Origin of the sequence: Streptomyces sp. NPDC048484 (assembly GCF_040651415.1) — a bacterium.
In the GTDB taxonomy this organism is placed as follows: Bacteria; Actinomycetota; Actinomycetes; order Streptomycetales; family Streptomycetaceae; genus Streptomyces.
The window spans coordinates 250,979-267,562 of sequence record NZ_JBEZJY010000006.1 but is presented as its reverse complement, the minus strand read 5'-3'; the positions used below and the strand labels follow the sequence as shown (position 1 = coordinate 267,562).

Annotated in this window: 18 protein-coding genes; 2 read left to right on the top strand and 16 right to left on the bottom strand. The window is 67.7% G+C overall.

Going from position 1 to position 16,584, the window contains the following annotated elements; all coding sequences use genetic code 11:
- Nucleotides 1–65: 65 nt before the first annotated feature.
- From tatC to AB0D14_RS08685, 10 genes are all read right to left on the bottom strand, one after another.
- Complete coding sequence (tatC, locus tag AB0D14_RS08730) at nucleotides 66–1,022, bottom strand: twin-arginine translocase subunit TatC (protein WP_362776165.1); 957 nt, start codon at nucleotides 1,020–1,022, stop codon at nucleotides 66–68.
- Nucleotides 1,023–1,069: 47 nt separating this feature from the next.
- Nucleotides 1,070–1,354, bottom strand: coding sequence for a Sec-independent protein translocase subunit TatA (gene tatA, locus AB0D14_RS08725; RefSeq protein ID WP_055518972.1), 285 nt, complete (start codon nucleotides 1,352–1,354; stop codon nucleotides 1,070–1,072).
- A 237-nt stretch (nucleotides 1,355–1,591) separates the two neighbouring features.
- Nucleotides 1,592–1,786: a hypothetical protein gene (locus AB0D14_RS08720; RefSeq protein WP_362776163.1), complete on the bottom strand. Its 195-nt coding sequence runs from the start codon at nucleotides 1,784–1,786 to the stop codon at nucleotides 1,592–1,594.
- A gap of 9 nt (nucleotides 1,787–1,795) precedes the next feature.
- Nucleotides 1,796–2,098: a hypothetical protein gene (locus AB0D14_RS08715; RefSeq protein WP_362776162.1), complete on the bottom strand. Its 303-nt coding sequence runs from the start codon at nucleotides 2,096–2,098 to the stop codon at nucleotides 1,796–1,798.
- Complete coding sequence (locus AB0D14_RS08710) at nucleotides 2,095–3,111, bottom strand: WYL domain-containing protein (protein WP_362776160.1); 1,017 nt, start codon at nucleotides 3,109–3,111, stop codon at nucleotides 2,095–2,097. Before AB0D14_RS08710 ends, AB0D14_RS08715 begins: the two co-directional genes overlap by 4 nt.
- 15 nt (nucleotides 3,112–3,126) lie before the next feature.
- Nucleotides 3,127–4,080 (bottom strand): WYL domain-containing protein, encoded by a 954-nt coding sequence (locus AB0D14_RS08705; protein WP_362776158.1) that lies wholly within the window; start codon nucleotides 4,078–4,080, stop codon nucleotides 3,127–3,129.
- A gap of 209 nt (nucleotides 4,081–4,289) precedes the next feature.
- Entirely contained in the window at nucleotides 4,290–4,661 is a 372-nt protein-coding gene (locus AB0D14_RS08700) for an FKBP-type peptidyl-prolyl cis-trans isomerase (RefSeq protein WP_362776156.1), read from the bottom strand.
- Nucleotides 4,662–4,712: 51 nt separating this feature from the next.
- Nucleotides 4,713–5,726 (bottom strand): FKBP-type peptidyl-prolyl cis-trans isomerase, encoded by a 1,014-nt coding sequence (locus AB0D14_RS08695; protein ID WP_362776154.1) that lies wholly within the window; start codon nucleotides 5,724–5,726, stop codon nucleotides 4,713–4,715.
- 185 nt (nucleotides 5,727–5,911) lie between these two features.
- Nucleotides 5,912–7,273 carry a Pup--protein ligase gene (pafA, locus tag AB0D14_RS08690; RefSeq protein WP_149512755.1) on the bottom strand — a complete coding sequence of 454 codons (1,362 nt, stop codon included), beginning with the start codon at nucleotides 7,271–7,273 and terminating at the stop codon, nucleotides 5,912–5,914.
- 9 nt (nucleotides 7,274–7,282) lie between these two features.
- Nucleotides 7,283–8,542, bottom strand: coding sequence for an MFS transporter (locus AB0D14_RS08685; protein ID WP_362776152.1), 1,260 nt, complete (start codon nucleotides 8,540–8,542; stop codon nucleotides 7,283–7,285).
- A 186-nt stretch (nucleotides 8,543–8,728) separates the two neighbouring features.
- Here AB0D14_RS08685 and AB0D14_RS08680 point away from each other — a divergent pair, with 186 nt between their 5' ends.
- Nucleotides 8,729–9,745: a LacI family DNA-binding transcriptional regulator gene (locus AB0D14_RS08680; protein WP_362776150.1), complete on the top strand. Its 1,017-nt coding sequence runs from the start codon at nucleotides 8,729–8,731 to the stop codon at nucleotides 9,743–9,745.
- Nucleotides 9,746–9,838: 93 nt separating this feature from the next.
- Here the strand turns inward: AB0D14_RS08680 and prcA are convergent, their stop codons facing one another.
- The 6 genes from prcA to arc form a co-directional block, all read right to left on the bottom strand.
- Nucleotides 9,839–10,594: a proteasome subunit alpha gene (prcA, locus tag AB0D14_RS08675; RefSeq protein WP_362776149.1), complete on the bottom strand. Its 756-nt coding sequence runs from the start codon at nucleotides 10,592–10,594 to the stop codon at nucleotides 9,839–9,841.
- A 57-nt stretch (nucleotides 10,595–10,651) separates the two neighbouring features.
- The gene (gene prcB / locus AB0D14_RS08670) at nucleotides 10,652–11,497 is read right to left on the bottom strand and encodes a proteasome subunit beta (protein ID WP_362776147.1); all 846 of its coding nucleotides are present in this window, start codon (nucleotides 11,495–11,497) and stop codon (nucleotides 10,652–10,654) included.
- Nucleotides 11,449–11,961: an endonuclease VII domain-containing protein gene (locus tag AB0D14_RS08665; protein ID WP_362776145.1), complete on the bottom strand. Its 513-nt coding sequence runs from the start codon at nucleotides 11,959–11,961 to the stop codon at nucleotides 11,449–11,451. Before AB0D14_RS08665 ends, prcB begins: the two co-directional genes overlap by 49 nt.
- Before the next feature lie 119 nt (nucleotides 11,962–12,080).
- Complete coding sequence (locus tag AB0D14_RS08660; RefSeq protein WP_362776143.1) at nucleotides 12,081–12,296, bottom strand: ubiquitin-like protein Pup; 216 nt, start codon at nucleotides 12,294–12,296, stop codon at nucleotides 12,081–12,083.
- Between the two features lie 166 nt (nucleotides 12,297–12,462).
- Entirely contained in the window at nucleotides 12,463–13,974 is a 1,512-nt protein-coding gene (gene dop, locus AB0D14_RS08655; RefSeq protein WP_362776141.1) for a depupylase/deamidase Dop, read from the bottom strand.
- Nucleotides 13,975–14,208: 234 nt separating this feature from the next.
- A complete protein-coding gene (gene arc / locus AB0D14_RS08650; protein ID WP_362776140.1) occupies nucleotides 14,209–15,975 on the bottom strand; it encodes a proteasome ATPase in 1,767 nt (588 codons plus the stop codon).
- 252 nt (nucleotides 15,976–16,227) lie between these two features.
- Here arc and AB0D14_RS08645 point away from each other — a divergent pair, with 252 nt between their 5' ends.
- Complete coding sequence (locus AB0D14_RS08645; protein ID WP_362776138.1) at nucleotides 16,228–16,533, top strand: ferredoxin; 306 nt, start codon at nucleotides 16,228–16,230, stop codon at nucleotides 16,531–16,533.
- The last annotated feature ends 51 nt before the right edge of the window (nucleotides 16,534–16,584 follow it).

The window sequence follows — 16,584 nt, the reverse complement described above, 5'->3', positions numbered from 1 at the left end:
CGGCTGGGTGCACGGTGCGGTTCAGGGCCCCCGCACAAGGCCGTCGGCGCCGTCAGGTCGCGCCGTCAGGTCGCGTCGTCGTAACCGTTGACCCGCTCCCGCTCGGAGGCCGCCTGGGCGGGCAGCACGCGGTTCGCCGGCACGGACTCGATCTCGCCGATGTCCTCGGGCGTGAGGTCGAGCTCGGAGGCCTCGTCGTCGTCGGGCCCCAGGGCCTCGCGCCGGGCCCTGCGGCGGTCGTTCAGCAGCGAGAACGCGGTGGCCGCGAAGTACAGGATCCAGATGGGCCCGGCGAGCGCCATCATCGTCAGCGGGTCCGTGCTGGGGGTGGCGACCGCGGCGAACACGGTGATCCCCATGATCATGCCGCGCCACCAGCCGGCCATGCGCCTACCGGTGATCACTCCGCTCATGTTGAGCATCACCAGGAGCAGCGGCAGCTCGAAGGAGAGACCGAAGACGACGACCATGCGCGTCACGAGGTCGAGCAGGTCGTCCAGCGGCAGCAGGTTGTCGACACCGAACGGTGTGAACTCGATCAGGACCTTCGCGGTGGTGGGAAGCACCTTGTAGGCGAAGAAGGCGCCGCCGAGGAAGAGCGGGACGCCCGAGGCGACGAACCCGTAGGCGTACTTCTTCTCGCCCCGGTGCAGACCGGGCGCGACGAACGCCCAGAGCTGGTAGAGCCAGACCGGCGAGGCCAGCACGACACCGGCCATGAGAGACACCTTCAGGGCCAGCGTGAAGGGCGTGAGGAGACCGTTGATCGTGATCTGCGCACAGGGCTCGTCGGACGACGACTTCGCCAACTGCTGGAAGGTCTTGTCACAGCCGACCTCTCTGAGGATCGGCTCGGTGAAGAAGTTGATGATGTCGTTGTAGAAGAAAGCGGCGACGACCGTGACGAGGACGATGGCCAGCATCGCCTTCGCGAGCCGGTTGCGGAGCTCACGAAGGTGTTCCGCGAGGGGCATCCGCCCCTCCGGATCCTTCTCTTCCTTCTTGCTGGCGGACTTGAGCAACCCACGTTCCCATCTCGTGCGGCGGGCCGGAGATCACCGGCCCTGCGTCAGCGCTTGGTCGTGTCCGTCGGCTCGGTGACCGGGCGGGAGCTGGTCACGTCGCCGGGCGCGGCCTGAATGGTGCGCTGGGGCTGCTGGTCGTCCTGCGGCGGGGCGGCCGGGGCGGCGCTGTCGTCCTTGCCCTCGGTCTTCATCGCCTTGGCCTCGCTCTTGAGGATGCGGGCGGACTTGCCCAGGGAGCGGGCCATGTCGGGAAGCTTCTTCGCGCCGAACAGCAGGATGATGACGACGAGGATGAGAATGATCTCGGGAGCGCCGAGCCTTCCGAACATAAGCTTTTACCTTCTCACCGAGGCGGCGTGGTTGGGTTGCTGCCCGACCGGTCGGACCTCTGTCCGAAGGCCGCGCTGGCAGCGATCGTAACGCTCAGGGGTGAACGCGGGGCAATCCCTGTGCGTACTCCCAGTTCGCGGTCCGCGCCTCTCTCTCCGGGCCGCGACCAGCAGCGTACCTGCCGATCCCGCGAAGTTGACAGGTCGGAGTGACTCAAAGCGTATGGACAGCAAGGCTCAGAGGGCGTCCGCTGCGCGCGCCGCGCCTGCGGAGGCGCGCTCCAGATCCTCGGCCGCGCGGTTGATCCGGCGTGCGGATTCATCGACCTGCCTGCCCAGACGCTCCGCCTCCACGAAGACACGGACGGCCAGCACTCCGAGGACGACGATTCCCAGGAAACCCACAGCGATCGCGAACATCGGCCAGAACATCACCCGACCCTAAGCCCCCTGAACCGTGGCGTGCAGACGAAGGGCCCGCACCCCTCCCCCGATGAGCAGCTCGACGATGCGCTCCCCGGCCGGCTTGCGCACCGTCGTCCGGCACTCCGGGCAGGTGAAGGAGTAGAAAGTGGTCCGATGTGTGGCGCCGACGACCAGACGCAGGGCGCTCGCGGAGAGTTCGAAACCGACCCGGCAGTCGGGACACGCGGCCTTGAACATCACGGGGTGGACCCTCGTCATCCCGGAGAACGCGGATGCCACGGACATTTCACTCATACCAGACATTGCCGACTCGCTCACAGCCCTTGCTCCTGCCTGTCGTACAGCCCGTCATGAACTCCCTGCGGTTCGTCGTAGGCCGCGAGCGCCGCACGGGCCGCCCGGCGGGCGCTGTCCGCGACCTCCGGCGGCGAGACGATCCGGCCGTCGCGCCCGAGCCGCAGCGCCAGACGGCGCAGCGATGCCGGGTCGGGAGTACGCAGCGTGATGCACAGCCCTCCGTCCGGCAGCTCCTCGGCGCTGTCATGGGGGTAGTACTCGGCGACCCAGCGTCCGCCGGGGCCGACCTCCACCACCACCTCCGGATCGTCGGCGGACGGCTGCACCAGCCCCTCCGAGAGGTCCCGCAGCTCAATCTCCGGCGGCGCCGACGGCTCGTCGAGGATCTTGATCTCGGCGACCCGGTCCAGCCGGAAGGTACGCCGGGCCTCCGAGCGACGACACCACGCCTCGACATAGGTGTGCCCCACGCTGACCAGCCGGATCGGGTCGATCTCGCGCTCGCTGAGCTCGTCCCGCGAGGGCGAGTAGTAGCGGATCCACAGCCTGCGCCGCTCCGAGATCGCACGGTCGACGTCCGCGAAGACCCCGCCCTCCGCCTCGAAGGTGACCGACAGCCGGGAACTGGCACCCGCCGCCTCGCCCGAGGCGGCCTCCACCTTCGCGGTGGCCCGCAGCAGCGCCTGCCGGTCGCTCTCGCGCAGGCCCGGCAGGGTCGACACGGCCCGCGCCGCCACAAGGAGCGCGGTCGCCTCGTCGGCGGCGATCCGCAGCGGCTCCGCGACATCGTCCGGGTTGTGCCACCAGATCCGGTCGCCGTCGGTGTCGATGTCGAGCAGGTCGCCGCCCCGGAAACTGGTCCCGCACAACGGCAGCACGTCGAGGTCGGAGATCAGCTCGTCCTCGGTGATCCCGAAGGCCCGCGCCACGTCCTCGATCCGCGCGCCGGGGCGCTCACGCAGATACGTCACCAGGGAGAGCATCCGCCGCGTCTGATCGATCGCGCTCGTGGGCCTGGCCGGTTTTCCTGCCACTTTCCTACGTCCCCCTCAGCCCTTGGCCACAGCGCGCAGCCGGTCCACGACGTCGGCCCGCAGCTCGGCGGGCTCCAGGACCACCACGTCGGGTCCGAACTCCACCAGCCAGGCGTCCAGACCGTGCCCGTACGGAATCTCCAACTCGTCCCACCCGCCGCCGAGTTCCCGCGACGACGCCGCCTTGGCGCGCAGCGGGTATCCCGAGCCCGTCCGCAGCCGGATCAGCGCGGAGCGGTCGGTGATGTCCCCCGCCCAGCCCGCCACGGTCTCCCGTACGGTCACGACGTCGGGCACCTCGGCCGTGTACCTGCCACTGCGGGTACGGACCTTGCCGGTGATCCGGGACAGCCTGAAGACTCGCTCGGCCCCCCGGTCACGGTCCCAGCCGGCCAGGTACCAGTGGCCGCGCCAGCACTCCAGCGCCCAGGGCTCCACATGGCGCGGCTCGGGACGGGCCGCGGTCGCCTTGCGGTAGTCGAAGGTGACGGGGCGCCGGTCGCGGCAGGCCAGCATCAGCGGCTCGAAGGCCGCCTCGTGCACGGGGATGCGCGGCTCAAGTGCGCCATGGGGCTCGTACGGGTCGACGCCCTCGGGCAGGCCCGCGGCGCGCAGCTTCTGCAGGGCGCCGCTCGCTGCGCCCGCGAGGCGCGCCTGCTGCCAGACCTTGGCGGCGAGGCCGAGCGCGGCGGCCTCCTCGGCGTCGAGCGTGATGGGCGGCAGACGGTTGCTGTCACGGCGGGCCAGATAGCCGACCTCGCCGTCGAGGTTCTCCACCGTCTCGATGACCAGACCGAGTTCGCGCAGATCGTCCTTGTCCCGCTCGAACATCCGGTTGAAGGAGTCGTCCGAGCCGGCTTCCAGGTAGGCCTCGATGGACTCGCGGAGTTCGCGTTTGCTGAGCGGTCGCCGCGTCCCGAGCAGACACAGCGCCAGATTCATCAGCCGCTCTGCCTTGGCAATGGCCATCGACGCCCTTCCTATGGTGCTCCCGACCGATGACCGTACCGCCCCGGGGTGTCGTGGCAAAAGCCGAGGGCCCATGCCCGGACAGGCATGGGCCCCAAGTGATCGAGTCCGGTCGGACAGCGGTCACACGACATACAAAGATCGGAACGTCAGCCGGTCTTCATGATGACCGGACCACGGAGTCCCCGCGGCCGGCTCTCCATGCGGACTCAGACCCCGACGAGGTCGCAGACGAAGATCAGTGTCTCGCCGGGTCCGATACGCGCACCGGCACCGCGGTCGCCGTACGCGAGGTGCGCCGGGATGATCAGCTGGCGGCGGCCGCCGACCTTCATGCCCTGCAGACCCTGGTCCCAGCCCGCGATGACCTGGCCGCCGCCCAGCTTGAAGCCGAGCGGCGTGCCGCGGTTCCAGGACGCGTCGAACTCCTCACCGGTGGAGAAGGCCACGCCGACGTAGTGGACGGAGACGGTGTCGCCCGCCTTGGCCACCGGGCCGTCGCCCTCCCAGATGTCCTTGATCTCGAGATCCTTGGGGGGCTCGCCGCCCGGGAAGTCGATCTCGGGCTTCTCGATGCTCACGTCAGTGCTCCTGCTCGTTCTCGGTGGGGCAACCCGGACAGTCTGTCATCCTCAGCTCGTGGCCAGGATGTCGACCACGAACACGAGGGTGGACTTGGCGGGCAGCTCCTTGCCCTTGGCCTCGTTGCCGTACGCCTGGGCGGCCGGAATCACCAGCAGGACCCGGTCCCCGACGTGCTTGCCGACAAGCCCCTTGTCCCAGCCGGGGATGACCTGGCCCTGACCGATGGCGGTGGTGAAGGGCTGGCCCGTCTTCCAGGACGAGTCGAAGAGCGTGGCCTTCTCCTTGCCCGCGTTGAGCTGCCAGGCGGCGCCGCTGTACTGCATGGTGACCGACTTGCCGCTCTTGACCTCGGCACCCTTGCCCTGGATGAGGACCTTGTCGACGAGCTTGGCCGGCGGGTCGCCCTTCGGCACGGAGATGGTGGCGGGCGCCTCGTCGTCGGCCTTGATCTGCGGCAGGTCCGACGGGATGGCCGCCTGCTTGCCCTCGGCCATCTTCGGGACGACATCGCCCACGTCGAGCGCGAAGACCAGGGTGTCGGTGCCCGAGACTCCGACCTGCTTGTTGCCCTGGCTGCCGAAGCCGGCGGCCGGCGGAGCGACGACCAGGACGCGGCTGCCCTCCTTCTGCCCCACGAGCGCCTGGGCGAACGCCGGGATGACCGTCTCGGAGCCGGCCGTGACCAACTGCGGGGCTCCGCCCTTCTGGTACGAGGAGCCGAGGTCCTTGCCGCTCTGCCAGACCTTGCCGGTGAAGTTCATCGACACCAGGTCGTCCTTCTTCACCACCGCGCCGTCGCCCTCGGAGACCGGGTGCACGACGAACTTGCCGCTCGGGTCGTCCTTGGGCACATCGATCGTCGCCTTCTTGCCGACGGCGCCCTTGACCTCGGGCATCGGCGGCGCCGAGTCCACCGGCTTCGGTACAGCAGCGGTGGACGCGGAGGACGACGCCGACGGATCAGGCTTGTCCTTGCCGCCCTTGTCGTCGTCACTTCCGCAGGCGGACGCGGTCAGCGCCAGGGCGGGCACGATCAGGAGAGCAGCAATTCGGCGTCGCACATCGATCCTCAGGTCGCTCGAACAGGGTTCGGCCACTCTAGGCCCTCACGCCACCCGACCGGGGCAGGCGGATCCGACTGTGCCGATCGAGGACATACGGCCGAGGGCATACAGAGACGTACAGAGGACATACAGGGGTCCCGTACACCTGCGGTGTACGGGACCCCTGACGTGCGGAGAACCGCCTACATTCCGGCGATCAGCTTCTCCACCCGGTCGTCGACAGAACGGAACGGGTCCTTGCACAACACGGTGCGCTGCGCCTGGTCGTTGAGCTTCAGATGAACCCAGTCGACGGTGAAATCGCGGCGCTGTTCCTGCGCGCGCCGGATGAAATCGCCACGCAACCGGGCCCTGGTGGTCTGCGGCGGCACCGACTTGCCCTCGAAGATCTTCAAGTCATTGCAGATCCTGGCGGCTTGGCCCCGCTTCTCCAGCAGGTAGTAGAGACCCCGACGACGGTGGATGTCGTGGTAGGCGAGGTCTATCTGGGCGACGCGCGGATGCGACATCGTCATGTTGTGCTTGGCGCGGTACCGCTCGATGAGCTTGTACTTCATCACCCAGTCGATCTCGGTACCGATCCGGTCGAGGTCCTCGGACTCGATCGAATCCAGCGTGCGGCCCCACAGCTCCAGGACCTGGTCCACGACCCCGGTGCGGATGCCGCGGCGCTCCACGAAGTCCACGGCCTTCTCGTAGTACTCGCGCTGCACCTCCAGCGCGGAGGCCTCCCGGCCACTGGCCAGACGCACCTTGCGGCGGCCCGTGATGTCGTGGCTGACCTCGCGGATCGCCCGGATCGGGTTCTCCAGGGTCAGGTCACGCATCACCGTGCCCGCCTCGATCATGCGCAGCACGAGATCGGTGGCCCCGACCTTGAGCAGCATGGTCGTCTCCGACATGTTCGAGTCGCCGACGATGACATGCAGCCTGCGATAGCGCTCCGCGTCCGCGTGCGGCTCGTCCCGGGTGTTGATGATCGGCCGGGAGCGGGTCGTCGCCGAGGAGACACCCTCCCAGATGTGCTCCGCCCGCTGACTGACGCAGTACACCGCGCCCCGAGGAGTCTGCAGCACCTTGCCGGCACCACAGAGGAGCTGCCTCGTGACGAGGAAGGGAATGAGAATGTCCGCGAGCCGGGAGAACTCCCCGTGACGAGCCACCAGATAGTTCTCGTGGCATCCGTAGGAGTTGCCCGCCGAGTCGGTGTTGTTCTTGAAGAGGTAGACGTCGCCCGCGATTCCTTCCTCGTGCAGGCGTCGCTCCGCGTCTACCAGGAGTCCCTCCAGAATGCGTTCGCCGGCCTTGTCGTGGGTGACGAGTTCCGTCAGGTTGTCACATTCGGGAGTGGCGTATTCCGGATGTGATCCCACGTCTAGATAGAGGCGGGCACCGTTTCGCAGAAAGACATTGCTGCTGCGGCCCCATGACACGACACGGCGGAAGAGGTACCGCGCCACCTCGTCGGGAGACAATCGCCGCTGTCCCCTGAACGTACACGTGACGCCGTACTCGTTCTCCAGCCCGAAAATGCGGCGGTCCATGACTGAACATTACGCCTGATGGCCTGTGCTGAAACGGGGTTCGGCCGCTACGTTTCGATCATTTTCCGAACCTGCCTCAACCACCGCACTGCTGCCCGTAGCTGCGAGGACCCGCCCCGTGGCCAGCAGAACCAACAGCGCGGCGCCCCCGGCCACCCCCGGTACGGCGAAACCCCGCACGGCTCCGCCCCACTCGACGACCGGTCCCGTGAGGCCCGTTCCGACCGACGCCCCCACGGTGAACGTCGTCACGAACCAGGAGAACGCCTCGGTGACCGTGCCCCTCGGCGCGTGCCGGTCGACGATGATGAACGCGCAGGCGAGACAGGGCGCCAGGAAGACGCCCGCCAGGGCACTCAACGCCGTCATGCCGACCGCACCGGGCATGAGCGTCAGCGGCAGGTAACACACCGCCAGCAGGGCCACCAGCACCCGCAGTCGCCGCTCCGGCGCGCCACTCCACCGCCGCGCCCCGTAGACCGTGCCACCGACGAGCGCGCCGAACCCGAGCGCCGCCATCAGCCAGCCGTACGTCGCGTCGCCGCCGTGGCCGTCCGCGTACGACACCCCCGCGACCGTGATCGAGCCGAGCCCCATACCGACAAAAAGGAACGCGCCGAGCAGCGCGATGAGCCCGGGCGAGCGCAACGCACCGAGCCAGTGCGCCTCGCGGGGCGCCGAACGCCACGCGCGCGAGGGCCTTGAGACGACCACGGAGAGCGCGCCCAGGACACCGATGACGTTGAGGACGATCAGCGCGGCCTGGGCGGACCACAGGGACACGCACAGCGTCACCAGCAACGGCCCGACGGTGAACATGACTTCCTGCGCCACGGCGTCCATCGCATACGCCGTATGCACCTGGCCCTCCTTGTGGAGTACGGCGGGCCACAGGGCCCGCAGACCGCCCTCCAGGGGCGGCGTGAAGAATCCGGCGATCGCGATGAGGACGTACGCGAGCGGGAGCGACCCCATGCCGGCGAGGGCGAACACGGTCACGCCCAGGGCGGAGACGAGCGCGGCGGGCAACTGGATCCGCGGCTGCCCGTAGAGGTCCACGAGACGGCCGAGCAGCGGCTGCCCCACGGCGTTGGACACCCCGTAGACCGCGGTGAGCGCCCCGGCGAGGCTGTAGCTGCCGCCTTCCGCGCGGACGAAGAGCACGACGGCGATGGCGCCCGCGGCGTTCGGCAGCCGGCCCACCAGGGTGCCCGCGAGCAGCCGTGCGGCGTGTCTCGTCCGGAGGATCTCCAGGTACCCCGCGGCCATGTCCTGCCCCTCTCCGCCTCCACGCTGCCCGTGGTTTCCCGTCCGGATCTCTCGTCCGGATTTCCCCTCCGGTGTCGCAGGTGTCGGAAGTCCGGCGCCCGCAGCGTGGGAAGTGTTACGTATAACGTCGTTCGTCATACGTACCATGTGCGCAGTCCGCGAGTCCAGCAGAAAGACAGGTCGCCGGTGGCAGCAGGCAGCCCCCGCCCCACGAGCCGCGACGTCGCCCGGGCCGCGGGAGTGTCCCAGGCGGCCGTCTCCCTCGTGCTCGGCGACAAATGGCGCGGCCGCGTCTCCGAACCCACGGCGGAACGCGTACGGCAGGCCGCACGGGAACTCGGCTACCGGCCCAACCTCGCGGCCCGCAACCTCCGCCTGGGCAGCACCCGCACCGTCCTCCTGGTGGTACCCGCCCTCACCACGGAGTTCTTCGCCGGTGTGTACACCGGCGCGGCCCGAGTGGCCGCCGAACACGGATTCGGCGTGGTGCTCTACCCCTCCCCCGAAGGCATCGGCCCGGCCCGGGACCCGTTCGCCTCCGCACCGGCCGCCCTGGACGGCGTCATCGCCTCCTCCATGGCCGCCGACGCCCTCACGGCCATCCGCGGCGACAAACTGCCCCTGGTCATGCTCGACAGCGACCCGGCGGGCAGCACCGGCGCGGCGACCGTCAACCTCGACATCCGCGACGGCGTCCGACAGATCGCCGAGCACCTGCTGTCCCTGGGACACCGCCGCTTCCTGCACCTCGCGGCCGACATCCCGTCCTGGACCTTCGAGGTACGCGCCCGCGAACTCGCCGAACGCCTCACCGCGGCCCCCGGCACCGAACTGCGTACCGCCACCGCACCGCTCTCCATCGACGGCGCCCTGGCCGCCGCGGAAACCGCCCTCTCCGCCCCCGGGCCCCGCCCCACGGCACTCGTCTGCGACGACGACAAACTGGCCGCCGGCGCCTACAAGGCGGCCCGCCGACTGGGCCTGCGCATCCCCGACGACCTCTCCGTCACCGGCCTCGACGACCTCGCCCTCGCCACCGCCCTCGACCCGGAACTCACCACGGTCCGCCTCGACGCCGAACTCTTCGGCGAACGCGGCATGAAAGCCCTCCTGGCCGTCCTGGACGCCCGCACCCCCGCCCGCGACGACATCCCGGTGTGCCTGGTGATCCGAGGCTCCACGGCCCCACCAGGCACCCCCTGAAGGCCCCTGAACGCCGTCGGAAGCACCCTGAACGCCGTGTGCCCCCGGCCTGCAAGGGCCGGGGGCACACACAAGGCAAGGAGATCGAGGAGGTCACTCCTCGTTTTCAGCCTCTTCGGCTTCTTCGGCTTCCGCCGCGGTGGACGCCCCGCCCTCCTCCAACAACCGATCGAGCTGCCGCCCGACAATCCGCTTGAACTTCCGCTGCTGCGGGCGCGTCCGGTCCAGCACCGCGACCTCCAGCCGCTCCGCGGGAATCTCCCGCTCACTGCCGTTCGTGTCGCGCGACAGAGCCTGAACAGCCAGCTTCAACGCCTCGGCCAGCGACATCCCGTCCTCGTGCTGCTGGTCGAGATACGTGCTGATCGTCTCGGCGTTACCGCCGACCGCGACCGAACCGTGCTCATCCACGATCGACCCGTCGTGCGGAAGCCGGTAGATCTGGTCACCCTCGGGGGTCTCCCCCACCTCTGCGACGACCAACTCCACCTCGTACGGCTTCTCGGCCGCGGACGAGAAGATCGTGCCCAGCGTCTGGGCATAGACGTTGGCGAGACCACGGGCGGTCACGTCGGCACGGTCGTAGGTGTAACCCCTCATGTCGGCGTACCGCACACCGCCGATCCTGAGGTTCTCGTACTCGTTGTACTTGCCGGCGGCGGCGAAGCCGATCCGGTCATAGATCTCGCTGAACTTGTGCAGCGCACGGGACGGATTCTCGCCGACGAACACGATGCCGTCGGCGAACTGCAGCACAACGAGGCTGCGACCACGGGCGATGCCCTTGCGGGCATATTCCGCCCGGTCGGCCATGGCCTGCTGGGGTGATACATAGAACGGCGTCGACACCGGCTATCCGTCCCTTTCTGTGGAAGTCACTGGATCACCTGGAAAAGCGGGCCGCTGTCAGAGCAGCGCGGCGCGCGGACCGTCGGGCTGCTCCAGGCGCCGCTCCAGGATCGCGCGCGCGATCTCGGAGGACTCCTGGTCCGTGACTCGGCGGAAGCCGTCCCCGGTGATCACGGTGACGATCGGGTAGATCCGGCGGGCGACATCGGGACCACCGGTCGCCGAGTCGTCGTCTGCCGCGTCGTACAACGCCTGCACGACGAGCGTGGTGGCATCCTCTTCGGTCAGTTCCTTGTGGTACAGCTTCTTCATGGCCCCGCGGGCGAAGAGCGAACCGGAGCCGGTGGCCGCGAAGCCGTGCTCCTCGGAGCGGCCGCCCGTCACGTCGTAGGAGAAGATGCGGCCCCTGTCCCGGTCGACATCGAACCCGGCGAAGAGCGGGACCACGGCAAGGCCCTGCATGGCCATGCCGAGGTTGGAACGGATCATCGTGGAGAGGCGGTTCGCCTTGCCCTCCAGGGAGAGCGTGGTGCCCTCCACCTTCTCGAAGTGCTCCAGCTCCAGCTGGAACAGCTTCACCATCTCGACGGCCAGGCCTGCCGTACCGGCGATACCGACGGCCGAGTACTCGTCAGCCGGGAACACCTTCTCGATGTCCCGCTGCGCGATGACGTTCCCCATCGTGGCCCGCCGGTCACCGGCGAGCACGACGCCGCCGGCGAAGGTGACGGCGACGATGGTCGTGCCGTGCGGGGCCTCGATCACTCCCTGAGTGGGCGGCAACTGCCGGTTGCCGGGGAGCATGCGCGGCTGATGGTCCGACAGGAAGTCCATGAAGGACGAGGACCCGGGCGTCAGGAAGGCAGCCGGTAGACGCCCGGTGCTACGAGTGTTGGCTTCCACGCGTTTCCTTCCACATACGTCGCAGCCCGCCTTAGGACGTCGGGCCGATCCTTGAACTGCCCCAGCGCGGCATTGCAGCTGAAGCACAGTACGCCTCGGACCCTACCCGTCTCGTGGTCGTGATCCACATGCCCGGCAGGGGCAGAAAGGCAGATGCAGCAGATTCCCTGTTGCTCCGCAACCATCGCGTCCAACTCTGCTGGTGTGAGGCCGTACTTGCGCTGGAAGTAACTGATCCGGTTCCGTTCGGCCCGGCACGGTCGGCAGTAGCTCGCCCATCCGTCCGACGAGGACTTGTTGCGCTCCCATTCGGAGTGCGGCCTCACCTCTTCGCACTGCGGGCAGCGCTTGTGTCCTGGCGGAACCGGAACCTTCTCCCGGACCTTTTTCCCCTTGGCACCCTGACGTTGCCGGTAGTACTCAGCGGAGCACTCCCGGCAGTACGCCTGAAGACCGTCGGTCATGGATTTGTTGCCAGCGAAGGCCCCTCGCGGCAAACACTGCTTACACCGCGAACAGCGCCTCGACTCCACCTCACTCACTTCGAGCATCCCTCAATTTCACCTACGAATCGTAGGCAAAATCACTCTCCACCCTTCTGAACAAAGGACCTCACGAAATCCTCGGCGTTCTCCTCGAGTACGTCATCGATTTCGTCCAGAACCGAGTCGACGTCGTCGCTCAGCTTCTCCTGGCGTTCCTTGAGGTCTTCGGATGCCTGTACCTCGGGCGCTTCCTCGACCTCCTCGGTCTCGCGCGTCGCCTTCTGCTGTCCGCCGCCGGTGTCCTTGGTCGCCATAACCCTCACCCCGCTCGGTTTCGACGTTCTTGATCAGACCCTACAAGCAGGGTCCGACATCGGCCCCGCAGTTGCCACAACGTCCGGGAACCACCTCGATGATTCCCGGACGGCGGCTCTTCCACCCTGCCGGGCCCGATCGGACCGAATCGGCCCGCTGGCCGTTTCAGTGGCCCGACAGGACCTTGACCAGGTCTTCCGCCGTGCGACAGCGGTCAAGGAGCTCCTTCACGTGATTACGCGTTCCGCGAAGCGGCTCCAGGGTTGGGACGCGCTGGAGCGAGTCCCGGCCCGGCAGGTCGAAGATCACCGAGTCCCAGGAAGCCGCCGCGACGTCGTCCGCGTACTGCTCCAGGCAGCGCCCGCGGAAGTACGCCCGGGTGTCCTCAGGAGGCTTGGTCTCGGCCCGCTCCACGTCCGTCTCGTCCAGCAGCCGCTTGATCCTGCCGCGGGCCACCAGACGGTTGTAGAGCCCCTTGTCGGCGCGTACGTCGGCGTACTGGAGGTCGACCAGATGCAGTCGGGCGGCGTCCCATTCGAGGTTGTCGCGGCGCCGGTAGCCCTCCATGAGCTCCCGCTTGGCCACCCAGTCCAGTTCGCCCGCCAGGCTCATGGGGTCGGTCTCCAGGCGGCCCAGGACGTCCTCCCACCGTGCCAGTACGTCCCTGGTCTGGTCGTCCGCGTCGGCTCCGAAGCGCTCCTCGACGTACTTGCGCGCCAGTTCGTAGTACTCCATCTGGAGCTGTACCGCGGTGAGTTTCCGGCCGCTGCGGAGCGTGATCAGGTGCTTGAGGCCGGGGTCGTGCGAGACCTGGTGCAGGGTGCGTACCGGCTGGTCCACGGCGAGGTCGACGGCGATGAAGCCGTCCTCGATCATGGACAGGACGAGGGCGGTGGTGCCGAGCTTCAGGTAGGTCGAGATCTCGGAGAGGTTCGCGTCGCCGATGATCACGTGCAGGCGGCGGTATTTCTCGGCGTCCGCGTGCGGCTCGTCACGCGTGTTGATGATGGGGCGCTTGAGGGTGGTCTCCAGGCCCACCTCGACCTCGAAGTAGTCGGCGCGCTGGCTGAGCTGGAAGCCGTGCTCGTGTCCGTCCTGGCCGATACCGACGCGGCCCGCTCCGGTGACGACCTGGCGTGAGACGAAGAACGGCGTGAGGTGGCGCACGATGTCCGAGAAGGGGGTTTCCCGCTTCATCAGGTAGTTCTCGTGCGTGCCGTAGGAGGCGCCCTTGTTGTCGGTGTTGTTCTTGTAGAGGTGGATCGGCTGGGCGCCCGGGAGCTGGGCCGCGCGCTCGGCGGCCTCCGCCATGATGCGCTCGCCGGCTTTGTCCCACAGGACGGCGTCGAGCGGGTTGGTCACCTCGGGAGAGCTGTACTCCGGGTGTGCGTGGTCGACGTACAGTCGTGCACCGTTGGTGAGGATGACATTGGCCAGGCCGATGTCCTCGTCGGTGAGCTGGCTGGAGTCGGCGGCTTCGCGGGCGAGGTCGAAGCCCCGCGCGTCCCGCAGCGGGTTCTCCTCCTCGAAGTCCCAGCGGGCCCGCCGGGCCCGGTGCATCGCCGCCGCGTAGGCGTTGACGATCTGGGACGAGGTGAGCATGGCATTGGCGTTGGGGTGGCCGGGGACGGAGATCCCGTACTCCGTCTCGATGCCCATTACTCGCCGTACGGTCATGCGGCCCTCCTTGCCCGGCGGCGTCCTCGGTCGGGGACGCCGCTCAAGTACCGCTGGCGCTCCGGTGCGTGTGCGGTGCCCGTCCCCGCACTGCGCGAATCGGCGGTACCGAAGAGCCTAGAGCGCCTTTGCACTGGTGGGGAGATCATTTGCGTCATTGCTCAGCTCCAGCTGTGCCCTGGAAAACAGTTGGCTGCGGGTACCCGGTGAGGGCACCCGCAGCCACCCTGTCTTTTACAGGTACTGACCGGTGTTGGCCACCGTGTCGATGGAGCGTCCGGTGTCCGCGCCCTGTTTTCCGGTGATGAGCGTACGGATGTAAACGATCCGTTCGCCCTTCTTTCCGGAGATTCGGGCCCAGTCGTCCGGGTTGGTGGTGTTGGGCAGGTCCTCGTTCTCCTTGAACTCGTCCACGCAGGCCTGGAGCAGGTGGGCGACTCGCAGACCCTTCTGGCTGTGTTCGAGGAAGTCCTTGATTGCCATCTTCTTGGCGCGGCCGACGATGTTCTCGATCATGGCGCCGGAGTTGAAGTCCTTGAAGTACAGGACTTCCTTGTCGCCGTTGGCGTATGTGACCTCGAGGAAGCGGTTTTCCTCGGACTCGGTGTACATGTGCTCGACGGCAGCCTGGATCATGCTCTGGACCGTGGTGCTCCTGTTGCCTCCGTGCTCTCCGACGTCGTCGGGGTGCAGCGGGAGGCGCTCGGTGAGGTACTTGGCGAAGATGTCCTTGGCCGCTTCGGCGTCCGGACGCTCGATCTTGATCTTCACGTCGAGTCGGCCGGGGCGCAGGATCGCGGGGTCGATCATGTCTTCACGGTTCGAGGCGCCGATGACCACCACGTTCTGCAGGCCCTCCACGCCGTCGATCTCGGCGAGCAGCTGCGGGACGATGGTGTTCTCCACGTCCGAGCTGACGCCTGATCCACGGGTGCGGAAGAGGGATTCCATCTCGTCGAAGAAGACGATGACGGGGGTGCCCTCGCTGGCCTTCTCACGGGCGCGCTGGAAGACGAGGCGGATCTGCCGCTCGGTCTCACCGACGTATTTGTTGAGGAGTTCGGGGCCCTTGATGTTGAGGAAGAAGCTCTTGCCGGTGGCCTGTCCGGTCACTTCGGCGACCTTCTTGGCCAGTGAGTTGGCGACGGCCTTGGCGATGAGTGTCTTGCCGCATCCGGGGGGCCCGTACAGCAGCACGCCCTTGGGCGGGCGCAGCTCGTGCTCCTTGAACAGGTCGGGGTACAGGTACGGGAGCTCGACCGCGTCGCGGATCATTTCGATCTGGCCGCCCAGACCGCCGATCTGCTCGTAGCCGATGTCCGGCACCTCTTCGAGGACGAGTTCCTCCACCTCGCTCTTTGGCACGACTTCGTAGACGTAGCCGGAGCGGGGTTCGAGCAGCAGGGCGTCGCCGGGACGGATGACTACGTCCAGCAGTGGTTCGGCGAGTCGCACCACCCGTTCCTCGTCGGTGTGCCCCTGCACGAGGGCGCGCTCGCCGTCCTCGAGGATCTCTTTGAGGGTGACGATGTCGCCGACGCTCTCGTACTCCATGGCCTCGACCACGTTGAGGGCTTCGTTGAGCATCAGTTCCTGGCCGCGCCGGAGCTCTTCGAGTTCGACGCTGGGGCTGACGTTCACCCGGAGCTTGCGGCCCCCGGTGAAGATGTCGGCGGTGCCGTCCTCGCTCGCCGCGAGGAATACACCGAAGCCGGCCGGCGGCTGCGCGAGCCGGTCGACTTCCTCCTTGAGTGCCACGATCTGGTCGCGGGCCTCTCGGAGGGTGCCCGCGAGCCGCTCGTTCTGTGCGGACACGCCGGCCAGGTTTGTCTGCAGCTCGACGATCCGCTCTTCGAGAATCCTCGTGTGTCGCGGAGAGTCGGCGAGCTTGCGTCGCAGGACGGCGATCTCCTGCTCAAGGTAGGCAATCTGCCCGGACGGGTCGTCGGACCCTCGTCCCGGGCGGATGCCGCGGTTCATGTCGTCGTCGTGGGCTGCCACGGTCCTCACCTCCTCCAAGGGGAGCTGGACGCTTCCAGACCCTACCTGGGTGGGTGTCGATTGAAACCCCTAGATCATAAAGACGGTCGGGGTGTGTCCGATCTTCACCCTTGCGCTCTCCCTCACGCCAGTGGAATACCCACTCAACATGATTGGTAGGCCGACGGAGGTAGGGTCGAAGTGTTCAACACCCGTCAGAGCTGGCCCGATTCCCCGTCTTCGGGTCGCTCTGCGCAGGAAACGGCAGGAGAAATGACCGTGCAGCAGGAGGCCGGAGTCGGCGACGAGGCGCTTGAGGTCTGGATCGACCAGGATCTGTGCACCGGCGATGGGATCTGTGCGCAGTACGCACCTGAGGTCTTCGAACTGGACATCGACGGTCTGGCGTATGTGAAGGGCTCCGGCGACGAGCTTCTGCAGACTCCGGGCGCGACAACGCCCGTACCTCTGACGATTCTGCGTGACGTGGCCGACTCCGCGAAGGAGTGTCCGGGCGACTGCATTCATGTACGTCGCGTGTCGGACAGCGTCGAGGTCTACGGTCCCGACGCGGAGTGACCGTGCTGGCGCCCCGTGTCACGGGGTGCCCGTTTTTGTATGGTTGTCTTT